This is a genomic window from Wolbachia endosymbiont of Drosophila willistoni (assembly GCF_040084705.1).
GTDB classification, from domain to species: domain Bacteria; phylum Pseudomonadota; class Alphaproteobacteria; order Rickettsiales; family Anaplasmataceae; genus Wolbachia; species Wolbachia pipientis.
This window is the reverse complement of sequence record NZ_CP157591.1, coordinates 362,420-378,767: the sequence shown is the minus strand read 5'-3', so window position 1 is coordinate 378,767 and position 16,348 is coordinate 362,420. Positions and strand designations below refer to the sequence as shown.

Sequence of the window (16,348 nt, the reverse complement as noted above, 5' to 3'; positions counted from 1 at the left end):
ATTTTAAAAACGCTACTTAAACATTTTTTTTAATCGATTGATTTCATCAGCAAATTTTGAGTCGGTCTTTATAAAATTTTCTACTTGTTTTACTGCATGTATAACAGTAGCATGGTCTCTGCCACCAAAGTTTCTCCCAATATCTGGTAGGCTTTTTTGCGTAAATTTTTTGGCAAAATACATAGCTATTTGTCTTGGCCTTGCAAGACTGCGAAGCCTTCTATTGGATTGCATATCTGCAACCTTTATATTGAAAAATTCAGCTACTTTCTTTTGTATTTCTTCTATTGTGACTGACCTATGATTTGACCTAAGAAGATCGATTAGGGTTTCACTAGCTGATTCTACCGTCATACTTCTTCCAATTAATGAGGTATGGGTAACCTTATTTAATGCTCCTTCTAATTCTCTTATATTAGATTTTATGTTCCTTGCTAAAAACTCTAGGACATCTTTCGGAACATACATATTCATCTGCTCCACTTTTGCCTGCAATATACCAAGCCTTAATTCAAAAGTTGTTTCATTAATATCTGCCACCAACCCCCAACCGAGTCGTGATTTTATTCTTTCTTCCACTCCATCAAGATCACTAGGAGACCTATCAGCTGATATAACCAATTGTTTATTTTGGTCTATCAATGCATTGAAAGTGTGAAAAAATTCTTCTTGTGTACTATCTTTACCACTGATAAATTGCACATCATCTACCATCAATACATCTACTGATCTAAATTGCTCTTTAAATAACATAATATCTTTGCTTCGCAGCGCTGTAATATATTGGTACATGAATTTCTCTGCTGATAAATACACCACTTTTCTTTTTGCTGATGGGGAATTGACTATGTGCCAAGCTATAGCATGCATTAGATGTGTTTTACCAAGTCCCACTCCACCATATAGAAACAAAGGATTGCTGCCTAATATTGGATCTATAGATTCTGCCACACGCTTTGCCGCCGTAAATGCTAATTCATTTGGCTTTCCCACTACAAAATTATCAAAGGTGAACCTTGGATCCAGCGGCGAACCAAGATTATGATTACTTTCCTCTCTGTTTTTTAGTATAACATTAAAATTTGAATTCCTCTCCTTAATTACTTGAATATCAATAGAACGTATACTTTTATCTTCGCTTTGCCATAATGATAATATTTTTTTCATGTAATGAACTGTAATCCACTCTTTTATAAACCTTGTTGACACGGATAAAAGAACTTCCCCATTTCTGCTACTGACAAATTTTAGTGAACTCAGCCAGCTATTATATGTTGCTTCTCCATAAAGATTATAAAGACAATTTTGGATTTTTTCCCAAGTAACATTGTGATCCGTTACTGTAATAATCTGATCAAAAAACATAGTAGAAACCTTAGGGCTAGTTAAGTTCATATACCACACCAAGAAAAAAGCAATAATTAGAAAAATATAAGATAATCAATAGCTTACTGCAAAATGAAAAGCTAATACTACTTAATACATACTAAAAATTATGGTGATTTTTTGATGGGTTGTAAAGGGTATAAAAACATTAAAATTGATCATTTTTATTTCAAAAAAATGAAAAATTTGTAAATGTCGCTTGTATCGAGGATTAGAAGCATGCTATTAAAAACAGTAATACATTATGTATAAATAAGATGTTAAATTTACTGGCAAATAAGTAAAGTATTCATATAAATATAGCTAACCTAATATAGATTTACTGAAGCAAATTTATGATTATATTAAGTAATTTGAGTTGTTATGCTGTATTCGGTATTGAACTAGAGTTTTACATTGAAGGAATAGAAAAAGAATACTTATTTCTGAATAGCATCAAAAATAAAATAGCATCTCTTGAATTTTCTTGCGAGAAGGAGAATTCTACACATCAGTATGAGATAAAAAGTGGTTGTTATACGAACTCCTACAATTTAATTAAGCATTTTGAGTTAGCAAAACAATCACTTACTGAAACAGCACAAAAACTAGGTGGAAATGTTTCTTTTAAAGCAAAGCCTTATTTGGATAGAGCAGGCAGTGCATTAAATGTGCATGTTAATCTCGTGAATTCAAATAACGGTAACTTATTTTATATCAATGAGCAAAAGTACAGTGACTATCTGATTCATAGTATTGGTGGATTATGTGCAATGATGAAAAAACATATGTTGTTTTTTGCTCCAAATGATGATTCATATTTAAGATTTCAGTATCCGGATATTCACACTCCAACTACGATTAGTTGGGGAGTAAATAACAGAACTGCTGCGATAAGAATTCCCTATTTTGGCAACGATTCCAAAAGATGCCGCCTAGAGCACCGTGTTCCTGGAACAGATTGTAACCTTGAAAAAGTACTCACAGCAATAATTGAAGGTATAGTTTTTGGTATAGAGAACAAAATTGCTCCGCCAAATAGAGTGTATGGCATTGCATCTGATCCTCAATATAAGATGGAGAGTTTGATATAGCAACTACCTGTTAAACCCTAACCCATTAAACTCCTTTGAGGTAATTGGCCATTCTAGCACTTTCCTCACATCATTATTTACATTCCCATACTGTAATAGCAAGTCTGTAGCAGATAGTTTCTGCGTACTTTTAGATGATCCAAGCCCTATATTGGTAAGGTTGCTCGGTGGCTGCTCAGGAAGTGGATTACCAGATACATCCATGTGTTCAGGGAGAGATTTCATCTGATTCTTTATAGAGCTAGAGTTATTTTGTGCAGGATTTCTATCATCTGACATGTCAAGAATAATTTTCTCAGGTACTACCATAGTTTTTGTATAATCAGCAGAATGACTGCCTTCAGTGTTCTTAAATTCATCAAGAATTGGTTCGCCAAACGCATTTATAGGGCCACCAAGTGATCCTTTCTCCATGCGCTCTTCTGCTCTTTTCCTTATTATTTCTTCTGCTAGCTCAGTTTCAGTTCTTTTTGGTTCTTTTACGGTACCTTTTTCTTCACCTTCATCTCCTGAAACACCAGTAATTTCAGCAGGCTGTTCTTTTTTAGTTCTTATTTTATGAATCAGCGAAAGTAATAAGTAAGTAACTGCAGCAGCAGAAACGATAATGGCTATCTTTGCGGCAATGTGGATTGCTGTTAAAAATATTAAAGCTGATAAAGCTCCAGCTAATCCAGACACAATAACTTTATTTTTGCCTTTTGTTATATTTAGAATTGCCACCATAATAACCTCTCAAATACTGCTCTAGAATTATTATACAGAAATTTTCTTATACTTGCAATTTTGCAAAAATTTTAATTATTTGCGTAAAGTTTTAAAGCTACACAAGGATTAATTAATATGCAATGTATCTCGACTATAATATTGTACAAACGCACATATTCAGCTAACATTCAACATGCAGAGCTTACTCATAGAGCGAAACAGGGCGGTGGTATTATTACTTATAGTAATTTTTATCTTCGGTTCATACGTTTATGTAAAAATGCCAAGGGAAAGCAATCCTGGTATACAGATTCCTATAATCAGCGTGTTTGTTGGACTTCCTGGGATTTCTGCTCAAGATAGTGAAAAGCTATTAGTGCTTCCTATAGAAAATGAACTAAGATCCATCGAAGGTGTAAGAGAATTGAGAGCTTTTGCAACTAATGATGGTGCTCACATGATACTCGAATTTGGAACAGAGTATGATAATAAAGAAGTGCTCGATAATGTCCGTTCAAAGCTTTCAAACATAAAATCGAAGTTACCTGTTGAAGCGGAATCTCCGATAATCAATGAAATAAACTTGAGCTTATTTCCGATACTCAATGTCGGCTTAATTGGTAATTTGCCAGAAAGAGCCTTAACTGAAATAGCACGCAAGCTAAAGAAAGAAATAGAATCTCTGCCAAATGTTCTCAAAGTTGAAGTGGCAGGTATGCGTAAAGAAACAGTGGAAGTGATAGTTGAGCCCACAGTTCTAACAAAATATAACATTCAATCAAACGAAATATTCCAAGCTATATCAAGCAATAACAGACTAGTGGGAGCTGGGTCACTGGAAAATGATACCGGTAAATATTCGATTAAAATATCAGGGTTATTAAAAGATATAGAAGATATTATGAATATTCCTATTAGATCTCAAGGCGATGCAGTTTTGAGAATCAAAGATATAGCAAAAGTATACCCTAGGTTTGAGGATCACCAAGGATTTGCTCACATTAATGGATTACCTAGTGTCGTGCTAGGAATTTCAAAACGTAACGGAAAAAACATAATAGACACAGTAAATCAAGTAAAATACTTAATGGATAAGGCAAAAGATCAATTACCTGAAAATTTAAAAGTGGTGTACTTAAACGACCAGTCAAAAAACGTCCGCGATGTGCTTGATGACTTGGAAAACGGCATAATATTTGCTGTGTTGTTAATATTGATCATAATGATGCTTTCTATGGGAACAAGGATTGCTATTCTTGTGGCACTCTCGATACCCGGTTCCTTTCTCATTGGGATAATAGCTCTTTACTTTATGGGTATAACCTTAAATATCGTTGTGCTCTTCAGTTTAATTATGGCTGTTGGCATGCTGGTTGATGATGCAATTGTGATCAGCGAATATGCCGATAGAAAGATGATCTGCGGAATGGACAAAGTAGAAGCTTTTTACACTTCAGTTCGTGATATGTTTTATCCGGTTCTATCATCAACGTTAACTAAATTAGCAGTGTTTTTTCCTCTATTATTCTGGCCTGATACTGTTGGTAAATTCATGCAGTACATACCAATTACAATAATCCTAACTTTGACTGGATCGCTCATTATGGCTTTGGTTTTTATACCAACACTTGGTGCAATATTTGGTAAGCCTTCGATAACTTCAAAAAAAGAAATAAAAAAAATGAGTGCTATAGAAAGTGGTGAAATAAAAAATGCTGGGCCTATAATAAGAGCTTACGTACGCATGCTAGAGAAGGTTTTGGATCATCCTAAAAAATTCGTATGTGCTACTGTATTCATTTTGTTTTCATTTAGTGTGCTGTACTTTACTTTTGGTCCTGGAGTAAAGTTTTTTCCGAAAGTGGATTCAGATAATATTTTAATCAGTGTTAAAGCAAAAGAAAGCTTATCAGCCAAAGAACGAGATCTGATACTCAAAGAAGTGGAAGAACGCATTTTGAGCATTGAAAAAGAAATTCATGTTTCTTATGCTAGATCAGGAGCATTTTCAGACAACGTTATCGCCAGAATACAACTAGAACTTATGGATTGGCGCTTCAGGCGCAAAGCTAAGCACATACTAAATGATATAAGGAGCAGTGTGCAAGACATGAAAGGAATAATAATTAATGTTCAAGAGGAAAAGCCAGGACCGTCGGCTGACAAGCCAATACAAATTAACCTCAGCGGGAGTGTATCCAGTTTGAATTTAGCAGCAGAGAAAATTCTAGAAATTATGAACCAACCTTCATCCGGGTTTATAAATATTCAAGATAGCAGATCAGCACCTGAAATAGAGTGGAATATGAGTGTTGATAAGAGTAAGGCTACAAGCTCTGAAGTAAGTGTTGCAACCATTGGCGATTTTATAAAGATGGTTACAAATGGAGTATTGATTGGAAAATATAGACCAAATAACACGGATGAAGAAATCGATATTGTACTCCGTTTCCCCAGAAAGGACCGCAATATGAAGACTATAGACAATCTTTTTATCAATACAGTTAATGGCCCGTATCCTATGAGCAACATAGTAAAATATGCTCCCGAAAAAAGGTAAACAAACTAAACAGGATTGATGGATTACGCACAGTGACAATCTCTGCTGACGTTGATACTGGCTATCTTGTTGATGAAAGAGTAAAGTTCATTCAGAATTCTATTGCCCAGGATTGGGACAAGGGAGTAAAAATTGATTTTAAAGGCGACAAAGAAGATCAACAAAAATCAGGAGCATTTTTGTTAAAGGCTTTTATATTAGCGATTACACTAATGATATTGGTATTAGTGACACAGTTTAATAATGTATACCATACATTTATCGTAATGACAGCAGTGTTTTTATCCACAACATGTGTGTTTTTTGTTTTCTTTCTTATCCAACAAGTTTTCGTAGTTGTTATGTGTGGAGTGGGGATAATTGCTTTGGCAGGAATTATAGTGAATAATAACATACTATTGCTTGATGCCTTTCATCATCAAATTAAGGTACACAAAAATGACATCAAGCGATGTGTAATAAACGCTGCAATTTCTCGCGTTAGGCCAATATTGCTTACCGTTGCAACCACAGTTCTTGGTTTAATACCGATGATTACCAGGTTAAATATCAATTTTTTTACGCTACAAATCACATATGATGCTCCATCAAGCCAGTGGTGGGTTGACATTTCAACAACCATAGCAAGTGGAATATTGGCTGCAACGGTTTTAACTTTATTCTTTACTCCTGCGTTGCTTGTTATACAAAAACATGAAAAAACTTGACTTAAATTAGCAATCATTTAACATTTAAGATAGTGTTCTTTGCCCGTTGGAGCTATAATTATAACTAATTACATTGGATTTATTTATTATGATTGCTAATCGTAAAAGCAGTGTTAAGCAGAAAAGTAACAAGAATAACATAGTTGGAAGCCTTGATGTAATAAAAACAGCAGGAGAGCTTTCACTTCAAAAAGGTTTAGATTTTGATGTTGTAATAAAGGCACTAGAAAGTGCTATAGAAGCAGTGGCTCATCAAAAATATGGTAGCAAAAGTAAAATTGTAGTTGATATAGATAGAAACACAGGCAAAGTTACTTCATATAGAAAACTAAAAGTTATTGATGATGAATCAAATGAAAAAGAGAATACTGAGTGTGAATCAATTACGCTTACACAAGCTAAATTAATAAAAGGAGATGCAAAAGTTGGAGATACTGTTAGTGAATTGCTCTCTCTTAACACTGATCTTGCTTCAGCAAGAATTGCCCAGCAAAAGATTGCTCAAGTAATTAAAGATGAAGAGTCAAAAAAGCAATATGAGGAGTTTAAAGATAAAGTGGGAGAAATAAGGTATGGTATTGTTAAACAAGTAGAATATTCAGATCTTATTATAGACATAAATGGCACTAGGGCATATCTTCCATTGCGAAATTTAACTGGTGGTGAATCATTTCGTGAAGGTGATAAGGTTAAAGCTTACATACAGACTGTTAAGCGCTCTGATGATGGACGTCAAATTATTCTTTCTAGGACTCATGAAGGCTTTTTGGAGGCATTATTAAATCAAGAAATACCAGAAATTGCTGACGGATTAGTGACAATTAAAGGTATAGCTAGAGATGCTGGTTCAAGGTCTAAGGTTGCCGTTTTCTCTCCCGACAAGAACATTGATCCAGTAGGTGCTTGTGTTGGAGTTAAGGGAGATAGAATAAAAACTATTATACACGAATTAAATGGTGAAAAAATTGACGTTATAAATTACTCCTCAGATTTGGGTCAATTCGTTATTAAAGCCATTACTCCTGCAGAAGTATCGAAGGTTATTATTGATGAAAATGAAAATTGCATAGAGTTAATAGTTGCTGAAGATCAATTGAGTTTAGCGATAGGAAAAAAGGGCCAGAATGTAAGATTAGCTTCAGAGCTTGTTGGATGGAAAATTGAGATATTAAGCACTCAGCAAGAATCAGAAAGGCGAAGTAAAGAACTTAGTCAATGTTCAGCTTTATTTGCTGAAGCTTTAAACTTAGAAGAGATTATGGGTCAGCTATTGGTAACAGAAGGTTTTTCAAGTGTAGAAGACATATCTAGCGCTTCAATTAAAGAGCTTGCTTCAATAGAGGGCTTTAATGAAGATATTGCAAACGAACTTCACAATAGAGCAAATAAGTACCTGAAAGCAGAAAATGATAGAAAAATAGAAGAGCTAAAAAGTTTAGGTATGGAGGATGATGTAATCAATTTAACTTTATCAATAGACAATAAAATTGCTCTTAGTAAGCATGATATTAAGACTTTAGAGGACATAGCAGATTTATCAAGTTATGAGTTTTGCAGCATACTCTCTTCCTCATCCGATAGCAAAGAAGATCTAAAAGATACAGTAGATTCAATAATCATAGAAGCACGTAAAAAGCTTGGATTAATATAATAAAATAATATGAATAATGAAGATATCAGTGATAAAAAATTAACGCTCCAAGGTTTAAGCAAGCTTAAATTAGACCTCAATTTAAACTCTTCAGCTAGCCCAAGTACTGGAGCTACAGTAGTAAAAAAAAGAAGAAAAAAATCTCATGATGCAGAAGAACATAATTTATTTGACGAGAGTAAATTATGTTCTTTAACAGAGAAAGAACAAATTTTTCGCATTAATGCTGTGCAGAATGCTGCTTTGCTGAAAGAAAGAAATCAGAGAGAAGAAAAAGAGAAAACAGCAAAAGAAGACAGCAATAAAGAGATTGACGAGAAAAATGAAGCGGACGCTTTATCTAAGGAAATAAATAAGCAAGTTTTAAGTAATACCCACTTAGTTGAACCAAAAGAAGATAGTATTGACCATGAGGACAACGATAAAAAGTCTTTTAAAGTCAACAAAGATATATATTCTAAGCATTCTAAACTGGTAATTGCACAGGCAATAGATGAAAAAACTGAACAACCCCCTGTATTTAAGCAAAGGTTTGGTATAAGAGGTAGAAAGTCAAAGTTTACTAAGGGTAAAAATATATCAAGAGAAGTTATTATACCAGACAAAATAACTATCAGGGAGTTATCTATTCGCATGGCAGAAGATAGCAAGAGTGTGCTAAAAATGTTCAAAGAAGAAGTCGGTGAGAGTTATAGAGTAGATGATCTGGTGGATCCAGATATAGCATGTGAAATAGTGGAAAAATTTAATCATACGGCTAAACGAGTGAGCGATACCAACAGAGAAAAAGATTTATTTTTTATAGAAGGCAGAGAAAGCCTGCCTAAAAAACCTAAACCACCAATCGTCACTTTTATGGGACACGTCGATCATGGTAAAACCTCATTGCTCGATGCATTTCGTGAATCTAATGTTGCAGAAAGAGAGTCAGGTGGCATAACTCAACACATAGGTGCTTATCAAATAACGACAAAAGATAAGCAAAAAATTACCTTTATTGATACACCAGGACATGAAGCGTTCACTGCGATGCGTGCACGTGGTGCCAATATTACTAATATAGTTGTAATAGTAGTTGCAGCTGACGATGGAATCATGAAACAAACAGTTGAAGCAATAAATCATGCAAAAGCAGCAAATGTTTCCATTATAGTTGCTATTAATAAAATTGATAAATCTGAGCCTGGTGATGTAGAAAAAATAATTAATAGTTTGCCTCAATATGATCTCATCCCTGAAGGGCTTGGTGGTGATGTTATGATTATGCCAGTATCAGCAAAAAAGAAAACTAATTTAGATAAACTAGAAGAGGCGATTTTGTTAATCGCTGAATTAATGAAGCTAGAAGCAATAGAAGATTGTCGAGCACTTGGATGGGTAATAGAATCCAAAATAGATAAAGCGAAAGGAATATCAGCCACATTGATAGTTGAGGAAGGAACGTTAAAGGTTGGTGATATATTGGTAGTTGGTACAACATACAGCAAAGTACGTAGTATGGTTAATCACCTCGGTCAAAGAGAAAAAGCAGCACTACCCTCCGCTCCAATTGAAATTACTGGTCTAAATGGTGTACCAAATGCTGGAGATAAATTTGTTGTTGTAAATTCTGAAAAGCAGGCGCGTGAAATTGTTGAATACAGGCTAGAGTTAATCAAGAAAAAGAAAGAAGATTTGGGCGACAATAATTTAGATATATTCAGTCGTAATAACAGCGAAACAGAAGAACTATCTGTAGTTTTAAAGTGCGATGTAACTGGTTCTATTGAAGCAATATCAAGTTCAATTGATAAACTCGGTAAAGACCAAGTGAAATTAAATATCCTACACAAAGCAGTAGGAGGGATAACAGATTCAGATGTGCTGCTTGCAGAAGCATCAAGTGCAGTAATTTTAGCTTTTAATGTAAAAGTGGACTCAAAAATAAGGGACTTGGCAAAACAAAAAGGTATAGAAATACATACTTATAACATAATATACGAGCTCATTGACGACATGAGAATGTATTTAACTAAAATGTTAAAGCCTGTTACACGAGAGGTTCGTGTTGGCTTTGCATCTGTGAGGCAAATATTTAACGTATCTAAAGCTGGTAATATCATTGGATGTTACGTAAGTGATGGAGTCATAAGAAAAGATTCTTTAATTAAGGTAATGCGTGGTGGCAAATTGGTGCATGAAGGAAAGTTAAAAGCACTACGTAGATTTAAAGATGATGTTAAAGAAGTAGGTGTAAACTTTGAATGCGGAGTATCACTAGAGGGTAATGTCGATATTAAAGTTGGAGATATTTTGGAAGCTTATCAATTAGTGCAAGAAGAAAGGGTGTTATAGTAGCTGGATATGAAAAAGGAAATTAGAAACCTAAAGATAGCATCGGTATTGCATAGAGCAATATCAAGAGTTCTAATGGAAGGTAAGGTGTTCAATAAAAATGTAGCGGTATCTGACGTAAAATTAAGTAAAGATTTGAAAAAAGCAGATGTATATATTGTGTTATCTTCATTGAATATTCAAGTAGCTGACTACTTAGATCCAGAAAAAAGACGCACTGGAGATCCTTCTGAGAATAATTGTGATATTAACACTGTTGTTAATGAAATGAACCAGTCTGCATGGTCAATACGTAAATCTATATTGTGTTATGTTGATTTGCGATTTATACCTGAGTTAGTTTTCAAGCCTGATTTAGCGTTCGATAATTTTGTTAATGTAAGCAAAATATTACATAATCACACTTAATTAATGTATTTCAACCATTACTTTTCATTAATGAGGTTGCACAGTTTAACAGGTTTGTGGCTTGTGCTATTTCCCAGTTTGAGCGGTATTCTTTTAGCCTCAACTTCTCTATCGTATCAGGTTCTTTTTCTCCTTGTTTTGTTTACTATAGGTGCATTTTTAATGAGACCCGCAGGGTGCATAATCAATGATATCTTCGATAGAAAAATAGATGCGCACGTTGAACGAACAAAATATAGGCCACTTGCAAGTGGTGCATTAAACATAAAGCAGGCTTTAGCTTTACTTTCACTGTTACTGTCTATTGCCCTGGTAATCTTATTATTAACTAATAAAACTACACTCATACTTGGAATAATCTCAATGTGTATGATAGCTACTTACCCTTTATTAAAGCGGTATGTTTGGTGGCCACAATTGTTCTTAGGGTTTACCTTCAATATGGGATCGCTCATGGGCTCAGCAGCAATAACAAACCAGATCAGTATAGAATCCTTGCTGTTTTATATAGGATGCGTCTTTTGGACACTTAGCTATGACACCATATACGCCCATCAAGATAAAAAAGATGATGAAAAACTCGGGATGAAATCTACCGCATTATATTTTGGTGATACAACAAAATCTTGGTTGAAAAGATTTTATTTAATATCTCTTATGACGTGGCTATATGCTGGTATCTTATCATCATTAAATAACATTTTTTATATTGCTCTACTTGCTGTAGGGTTCATATTTCACCGCCAATACAAAAATTTCAATCCTGACGATCCCAGTCAATGCATGTCCATATTTAAAAATAATTCCTACGTAGGGTTGCTTCTCTTTTTTGGCATCCTTTTAGATAGAATTATCACCTAGGTCTCAAGAGTTTTGGCTCTAATGAAGTCAATAAACTCAGGTACTCGCAGAAACGAAAATTGCTTGACAAACTCCGCCAGCCCTCTTATCATGAAACTGAAGCTATTGTATTTGCTTTCGCCAATCTGCAGATTAAAAGGTAAGGATTACTTAATGTATCGGCGTCTTATGTTCAATTTTTTGCAGTATATAGATACTGTATGTCTTTACAAAACTTCATCTACATCTAGATTTTTATCTAAATAAGCTGAACGCGCTTATAAAGCGTTACAAGACATCAAAAAATGCCAATACTCGACAGAGATAGTAAAAGACTAGCTAACTCGGGGATTCTTTGTCTTTTTTTCTGCTTAGTAAATTTCTTAAACATTTGCAGCGTAGGTTAGTTGCAATTAAAAGCGGCTGAATCTCGCTTGTCAAGCGTTTAAAACATAAAAAACGCCAATATTTTAAAGCGGATAATAACCCCAGGGCTTCTTTTGCCTTTTTTTCATTTGGTAAATTTCTTAATATTTACAGCTAAACAACAACGGTCATCCCTAAGTATCCCGCTGCTTGTTAGCGGCTGAGATACCGCGAATGAATCGCGGTATGACGGTTCGCGGCAGGATGACGATAAGCTCGTCATCCCACTACTTGTTAGCGGCTAAGAGATACCGCGGCGGTATAGCTATAGGATGACAAAAAAAGGGCACTGTGACGAACTTAAATCACAATTATCAGTTAATGCGGCATTATAAAAAACGCCAAACTTTTTTCTGCTTTTATGCAAGAAGTCTAGTCCATATATTCCTCCCACTTCTCCGCGACTTTCCTTACTATTTCCTCACTCATCTCAATTTTCTTTCCCCACTCTCGTTTGGTTTCAGGCGGGATTTTATTTGTCGCATCAAATCCCATCTTACCTCCAAGTCCACTTTCAGGGGAAGCAAAGTCTAAATAATCAATAGGTGCATTTTCTATCATGATTGTATCACGCACAGGGTCCATCCTTGTTGACATTGCCCACATCACTTCCTTCCAATCACGTACATTTATATCATCATCAACAACGATAATAAACTTCGTGTATAAAAATTGCTTTAGAAAGGAAAGTATGCCCATAACAATTCTTTTTGCCTGCCCTGGATAGGATTTTTTTATCGACACTACCGCTATTCTATATGAGCAACCTTCCGGTGGCAGATAAAAGTCCACTATCTCTGGAAATTGATTGATAAGAATGGGCACAAAAATTTCGTTGAGTGCTTCACCAAGAATCGATGGTTCATCAGGTGGCTTGCCAGTGAAAGTGCTGAGATAAATTGGATTTTTGCGCATAGTAATTGCAGTAATATTAAATTCAGGAAATTGCTCAACAGAATTATAGTAGCCAGTGTGGTCTCCGTATGGCCCTTCGTCTTGATAGCTATCCAAACTCACATAGCCTTCCAGAACGATTTCTGCGTGAGCTGGCACTTGAAGTGGAATAGTCTTACAATTTACAAGCTCAAGCGGCTTCTTTCGCAGTAGTCCAGCAAATTGGTATTCTGACAATGTTTCTGGCACTGGAGTTACCGCAGCAATAATCGTTGCAGGATCACTACCGATCACAGCAGCAGCAGGAAATTTCATATCTCTGCCTTCTTCCTTCCAACGCTTATGGTGAGTTGCGCCACCTCTTTGTGCAAGCCAACGCATTAGTGTTGTTTTTTTATCTATAACCTGCATACGATATATTCCAAGATTAAAATTATCTTGCTTTTCTTTCGTGGGTCCTTTTGTTACCACAATCGGCCAGGTGATAAGTGGTGCAGGTTCATTTGGCCAGCATGTTTGAATGGGCAGTAGACTTAGGTCCACTTCATCTCCGGTTAGCACTACCTCTTGACATGGAGCCTTGCTCACGACTTTACTTCGCATCGATAACACGACTTTCAACAAAGGAAACATTTTTATAGCATCCTTAAAGTTTTTTGGCGGCTCAGGTGATTGCAAAAATGCTAAAAGTTTACCAAGATCTCTTAGTTCATCAGGATTTATGTTCAACCCCAATGCAATCCTCTTAATAGTACCAAATAAATTCACCAAAACTGGAATCGAATTTTTGCCATTTTCTGTGATAACATTTTCAAAAATGATCGCTGGCCCTTTGCTTGACAAAACTCTGCGATGAATTTCTGTCATTTCAAGAACTGTTGAAACTTCCTCCTTAATCCTAATCAGATCTTTTTTTTCTTCTAAGGCTTTGATGAAGTCGCGTAAGTTGTTGTACATATTCCAGTTTTTAAAATTTTAAGTTTATATCTAGTTTTCAAGCACTTTATTGAAATTTGACCTATGCACTGTCTAGCGAGCTTTCAGTTAATTTGAGATCAAATCTTCATATTGCTTACTAAGTTTGTATTTCCTTCCTCTATTGGAAAAATCTACAATCTTGATAAACCCCATTTCCACCCACTTTTTACAAAGTTGCGCACTGGTACGAGGCTTAAAATTAAATAGTTCGCCAACCTGACTAGCTGTAATAGCGGAAAACTCCTGGAAGAGCTCAAGAGCTTTGCGTTGTTTAGGATCAAGCTTACGTATAAGATCATTCTGATCAGTGTGGTATTCTTCTTCATTTATACGTTGTAAAACGTTCTCAAATGAATTTGCCATACCTTCTACGAAATACTCCACCCACTTAGTGATATCTGCTTCAGCTCGTCCCATATAATAATTGTGCGATGGACCTACACTGATTGCCTCATAATAAGCTCCTAGATTCTTAGCATAATATTCTTCCAATGAATAAAGTCCTTTTAGGTCATACCCACCAAGGTGTAAAATTAATGTAGTCAACAATCTTGCAGTACGACCATTACCGTCATAGTAAGGGTGAATTGTTACAAATTGATAATGCGCAATACCTGCAATAATTGGGCAAGGCACTTGCTCACTGTTACGAATCCAATCAATCATACTGCTCATGAGCTTTGGTACATCCTTTGCTTCAGGTGGCATATAAATTATTGCACGTGTAAGACTATCGCGGATAACATTTTGACCATCACGATAAGGTGTTGATTTTATTTTAGATTTTCCACTTGCTATTACTAGAGCATGTAGTGTTTGAACAGCTTTCTCAGTAATGGGTATTCTCCTTGCTGCCCATTGTTCAACTTGAGTTAAAGCTGCATAATATCCTTTAACCTCATTTTCATCTCTCCTATATTTTGGAAAGTGGCTTTTACCACTTAAAACCTCTTCAATCTGTTTAGGTTCAAGTCGATTTCCTTCAATCATAGTGGAATAGTGTGTGGTATAAAGCCGTGCAGTTTCACGAAGAGACAAAAGCATTGATACAGTGAGCGGCAAATGTAACACTTTTTCTTTTGCTGCTTCAATCCTTATAAGACAACTAGCAATTTTAGAAGTAATCGTATAATTTGGCATCGGCATAATATCTGCATTACATTACTTCTATATTATGCTGATAAAATGCAGATAATACAACATTTACACGACGCCGACCATAAACAGCAATAAATTCGGCTGATTGAGAAAGAAGTTTGTCTTGTAGAATAGCTATTTCTTTTTCTCTACCAATTATTGGCTCGTTCATATGTTTATTCCGCGGAAAATTATACACAGCGGAAACAACTTAAATCTACGCTCCGCGCGCCTCTGCTACTAAGTCTTCTGATGAACTTTGTGGTAATGTGCTTGAGTTTTATTGTGTAAAGTTTGCATTTGAGGCAAAACTGGTTATAAAATACACTTGATATAAATGTTTTTATATATTAACATTAGATGCTTCTTTTAATATATAGATAAATGTGTACTAAAAGTTTTATATTGTAGGTTTTTAAATAAATTGTATGTCTAGAATATCGTTTTTATTAATTTTAATAATAGCAATAGCAAGCTTGCCGATAATAAACAATTGGCTTTCAAATCGCAGCCAAATGCTAAACGATGATTATATAGGTGAGAAATTAGATAATTATATAAGCAGAAATTTTGATAAGATCGTAAAAACTCTCAAAGAGGAGTCGATTAAAAGTAGTTACGCTGCTCGAGATAATGTAACCAAAAGTAAAATTTCACAATACAAGGATCAAATATTTGACCTTACTTATCCTTACTCCGGAAATGAAAATAGTAGTGTTATAGCTGTAGGCTTCCTTGACTATTCTTGTGGACATTGCAAAGCTATAAAGAATGATATAAAGCAGTTAATTAACGACGGCAAAATTAAGTATATCTTTAGGGATGCTCCAATACTTGGTAACGCTTCTTTAAAGGCAGCAAAAAGTGCTTTAGCTGTCTATTTTCTCGATAAAGAAAAATATTTCGATTTTCACCATGCTGCTTTAAGTCACAAAGGAGAATTTTCAGACGAAAGCATATTGGATATAGTGAAAAACATAGGGATTGATGAGGACGATTTTAATGATTCCATAAAAGATAACGCGGACAAAATTGAGCAAATGATAAATAACAGTAGGCTTCTAGTAAGAGATTTGGGAGTAGGTGGTACACCTTTTTTAATAATTGGAGATAGCCTGTTTGTAGGAGCAACTGATTTGAATGTATTACGCAAAAAAGTAGATGAATTAAGTCACAAGCAAGGCTAGTTACAGTTTGCCATAAAATTTTATTTTTTTGCTTGACAACTCAAATGAACCTGAGTATA

The 16,348-nt window shown here is 35.0% G+C and carries 11 protein-coding genes and 1 pseudogene; 7 read left to right on the top strand and 5 right to left on the bottom strand.

Translation table 11 applies throughout. The features are described 5' to 3' along the window. Positions 1-12 precede the first annotated feature (12 nt). A complete protein-coding gene (gene dnaA, locus ABL518_RS02000; protein WP_095742599.1) occupies positions 13-1,395 on the bottom strand; it encodes a chromosomal replication initiator protein DnaA in 1,383 nt (460 codons plus the stop codon). Positions 1,396-1,721: 326 nt separating this feature from the next. On the opposite strand from dnaA, the gene ABL518_RS01995 reads away from it, so the two are divergent. Next, entirely contained in the window at positions 1,722-2,459 is a 738-nt protein-coding gene (locus tag ABL518_RS01995) for a glutamine synthetase (RefSeq protein WP_010963182.1), read from the top strand. A gap of 3 nt (positions 2,460-2,462) precedes the next feature. Here ABL518_RS01995 and ABL518_RS01990 read toward each other — a convergent pair whose 3' ends face one another. Continuing rightward, on the bottom strand, positions 2,463-3,185 hold the full coding sequence (locus ABL518_RS01990; RefSeq protein ID WP_095742847.1) for a hypothetical protein: 723 nt from the start codon (positions 3,183-3,185) through the stop codon (positions 2,463-2,465). A 175-nt stretch (positions 3,186-3,360) separates the two neighbouring features. Between ABL518_RS01990 and ABL518_RS01985 the strand changes: the two are divergent. From ABL518_RS01985 to ubiA, 5 genes and pseudogenes are all read left to right on the top strand, one after another. After that, a pseudogene (locus ABL518_RS01985) lies at positions 3,361-6,434 on the top strand (efflux RND transporter permease subunit). A gap of 88 nt (positions 6,435-6,522) precedes the next feature. After that, positions 6,523-8,085 (top strand): transcription termination factor NusA, encoded by a 1,563-nt coding sequence (gene nusA / locus ABL518_RS01980; protein ID WP_070357032.1) that lies wholly within the window; start codon positions 6,523-6,525, stop codon positions 8,083-8,085. A gap of 9 nt (positions 8,086-8,094) precedes the next feature. Beyond that, positions 8,095-10,419, top strand: a complete 2,325-nt coding sequence (gene infB, locus ABL518_RS01975) for a translation initiation factor IF-2 (protein WP_070357031.1) — start codon at positions 8,095-8,097, stop codon at positions 10,417-10,419. 9 nt (positions 10,420-10,428) lie between these two features. Beyond that, positions 10,429-10,827, top strand: coding sequence for a ribosome-binding factor A (locus ABL518_RS01970; protein ID WP_006279769.1), 399 nt, complete (start codon positions 10,429-10,431; stop codon positions 10,825-10,827). Between the two features lie 3 nt (positions 10,828-10,830). Further along, positions 10,831-11,688: a 4-hydroxybenzoate octaprenyltransferase gene (ubiA, locus tag ABL518_RS01965; protein ID WP_010963177.1), complete on the top strand. Its 858-nt coding sequence runs from the start codon at positions 10,831-10,833 to the stop codon at positions 11,686-11,688. Between the two features lie 777 nt (positions 11,689-12,465). On the opposite strand, the gene ABL518_RS01960 is transcribed toward ubiA, so the two are convergent. The 3 genes from ABL518_RS01960 to ABL518_RS01950 all read right to left on the bottom strand — a co-directional run bounded on the left by ABL518_RS01960 (position 12,466) and on the right by ABL518_RS01950 (position 15,274). After that, entirely contained in the window at positions 12,466-13,944 is a 1,479-nt protein-coding gene (locus ABL518_RS01960; RefSeq protein ID WP_038198474.1) for a UbiD family decarboxylase, read from the bottom strand. Between the two features lie 87 nt (positions 13,945-14,031). After that, positions 14,032-15,105: a Fic family protein gene (locus ABL518_RS01955; RefSeq protein WP_251371776.1), complete on the bottom strand. Its 1,074-nt coding sequence runs from the start codon at positions 15,103-15,105 to the stop codon at positions 14,032-14,034. Positions 15,106-15,121: 16 nt separating this feature from the next. Next, on the bottom strand, positions 15,122-15,274 hold the full coding sequence (locus ABL518_RS01950; RefSeq protein ID WP_010081826.1) for a hypothetical protein: 153 nt from the start codon (positions 15,272-15,274) through the stop codon (positions 15,122-15,124). 256 nt (positions 15,275-15,530) lie between these two features. On the opposite strand from ABL518_RS01950, the gene ABL518_RS01945 reads away from it, so the two are divergent. After that, positions 15,531-16,289, top strand: coding sequence for a DsbA family protein (locus tag ABL518_RS01945; RefSeq protein ID WP_010963174.1), 759 nt, complete (start codon positions 15,531-15,533; stop codon positions 16,287-16,289). The last annotated feature ends 59 nt before the right edge of the window (positions 16,290-16,348 follow it).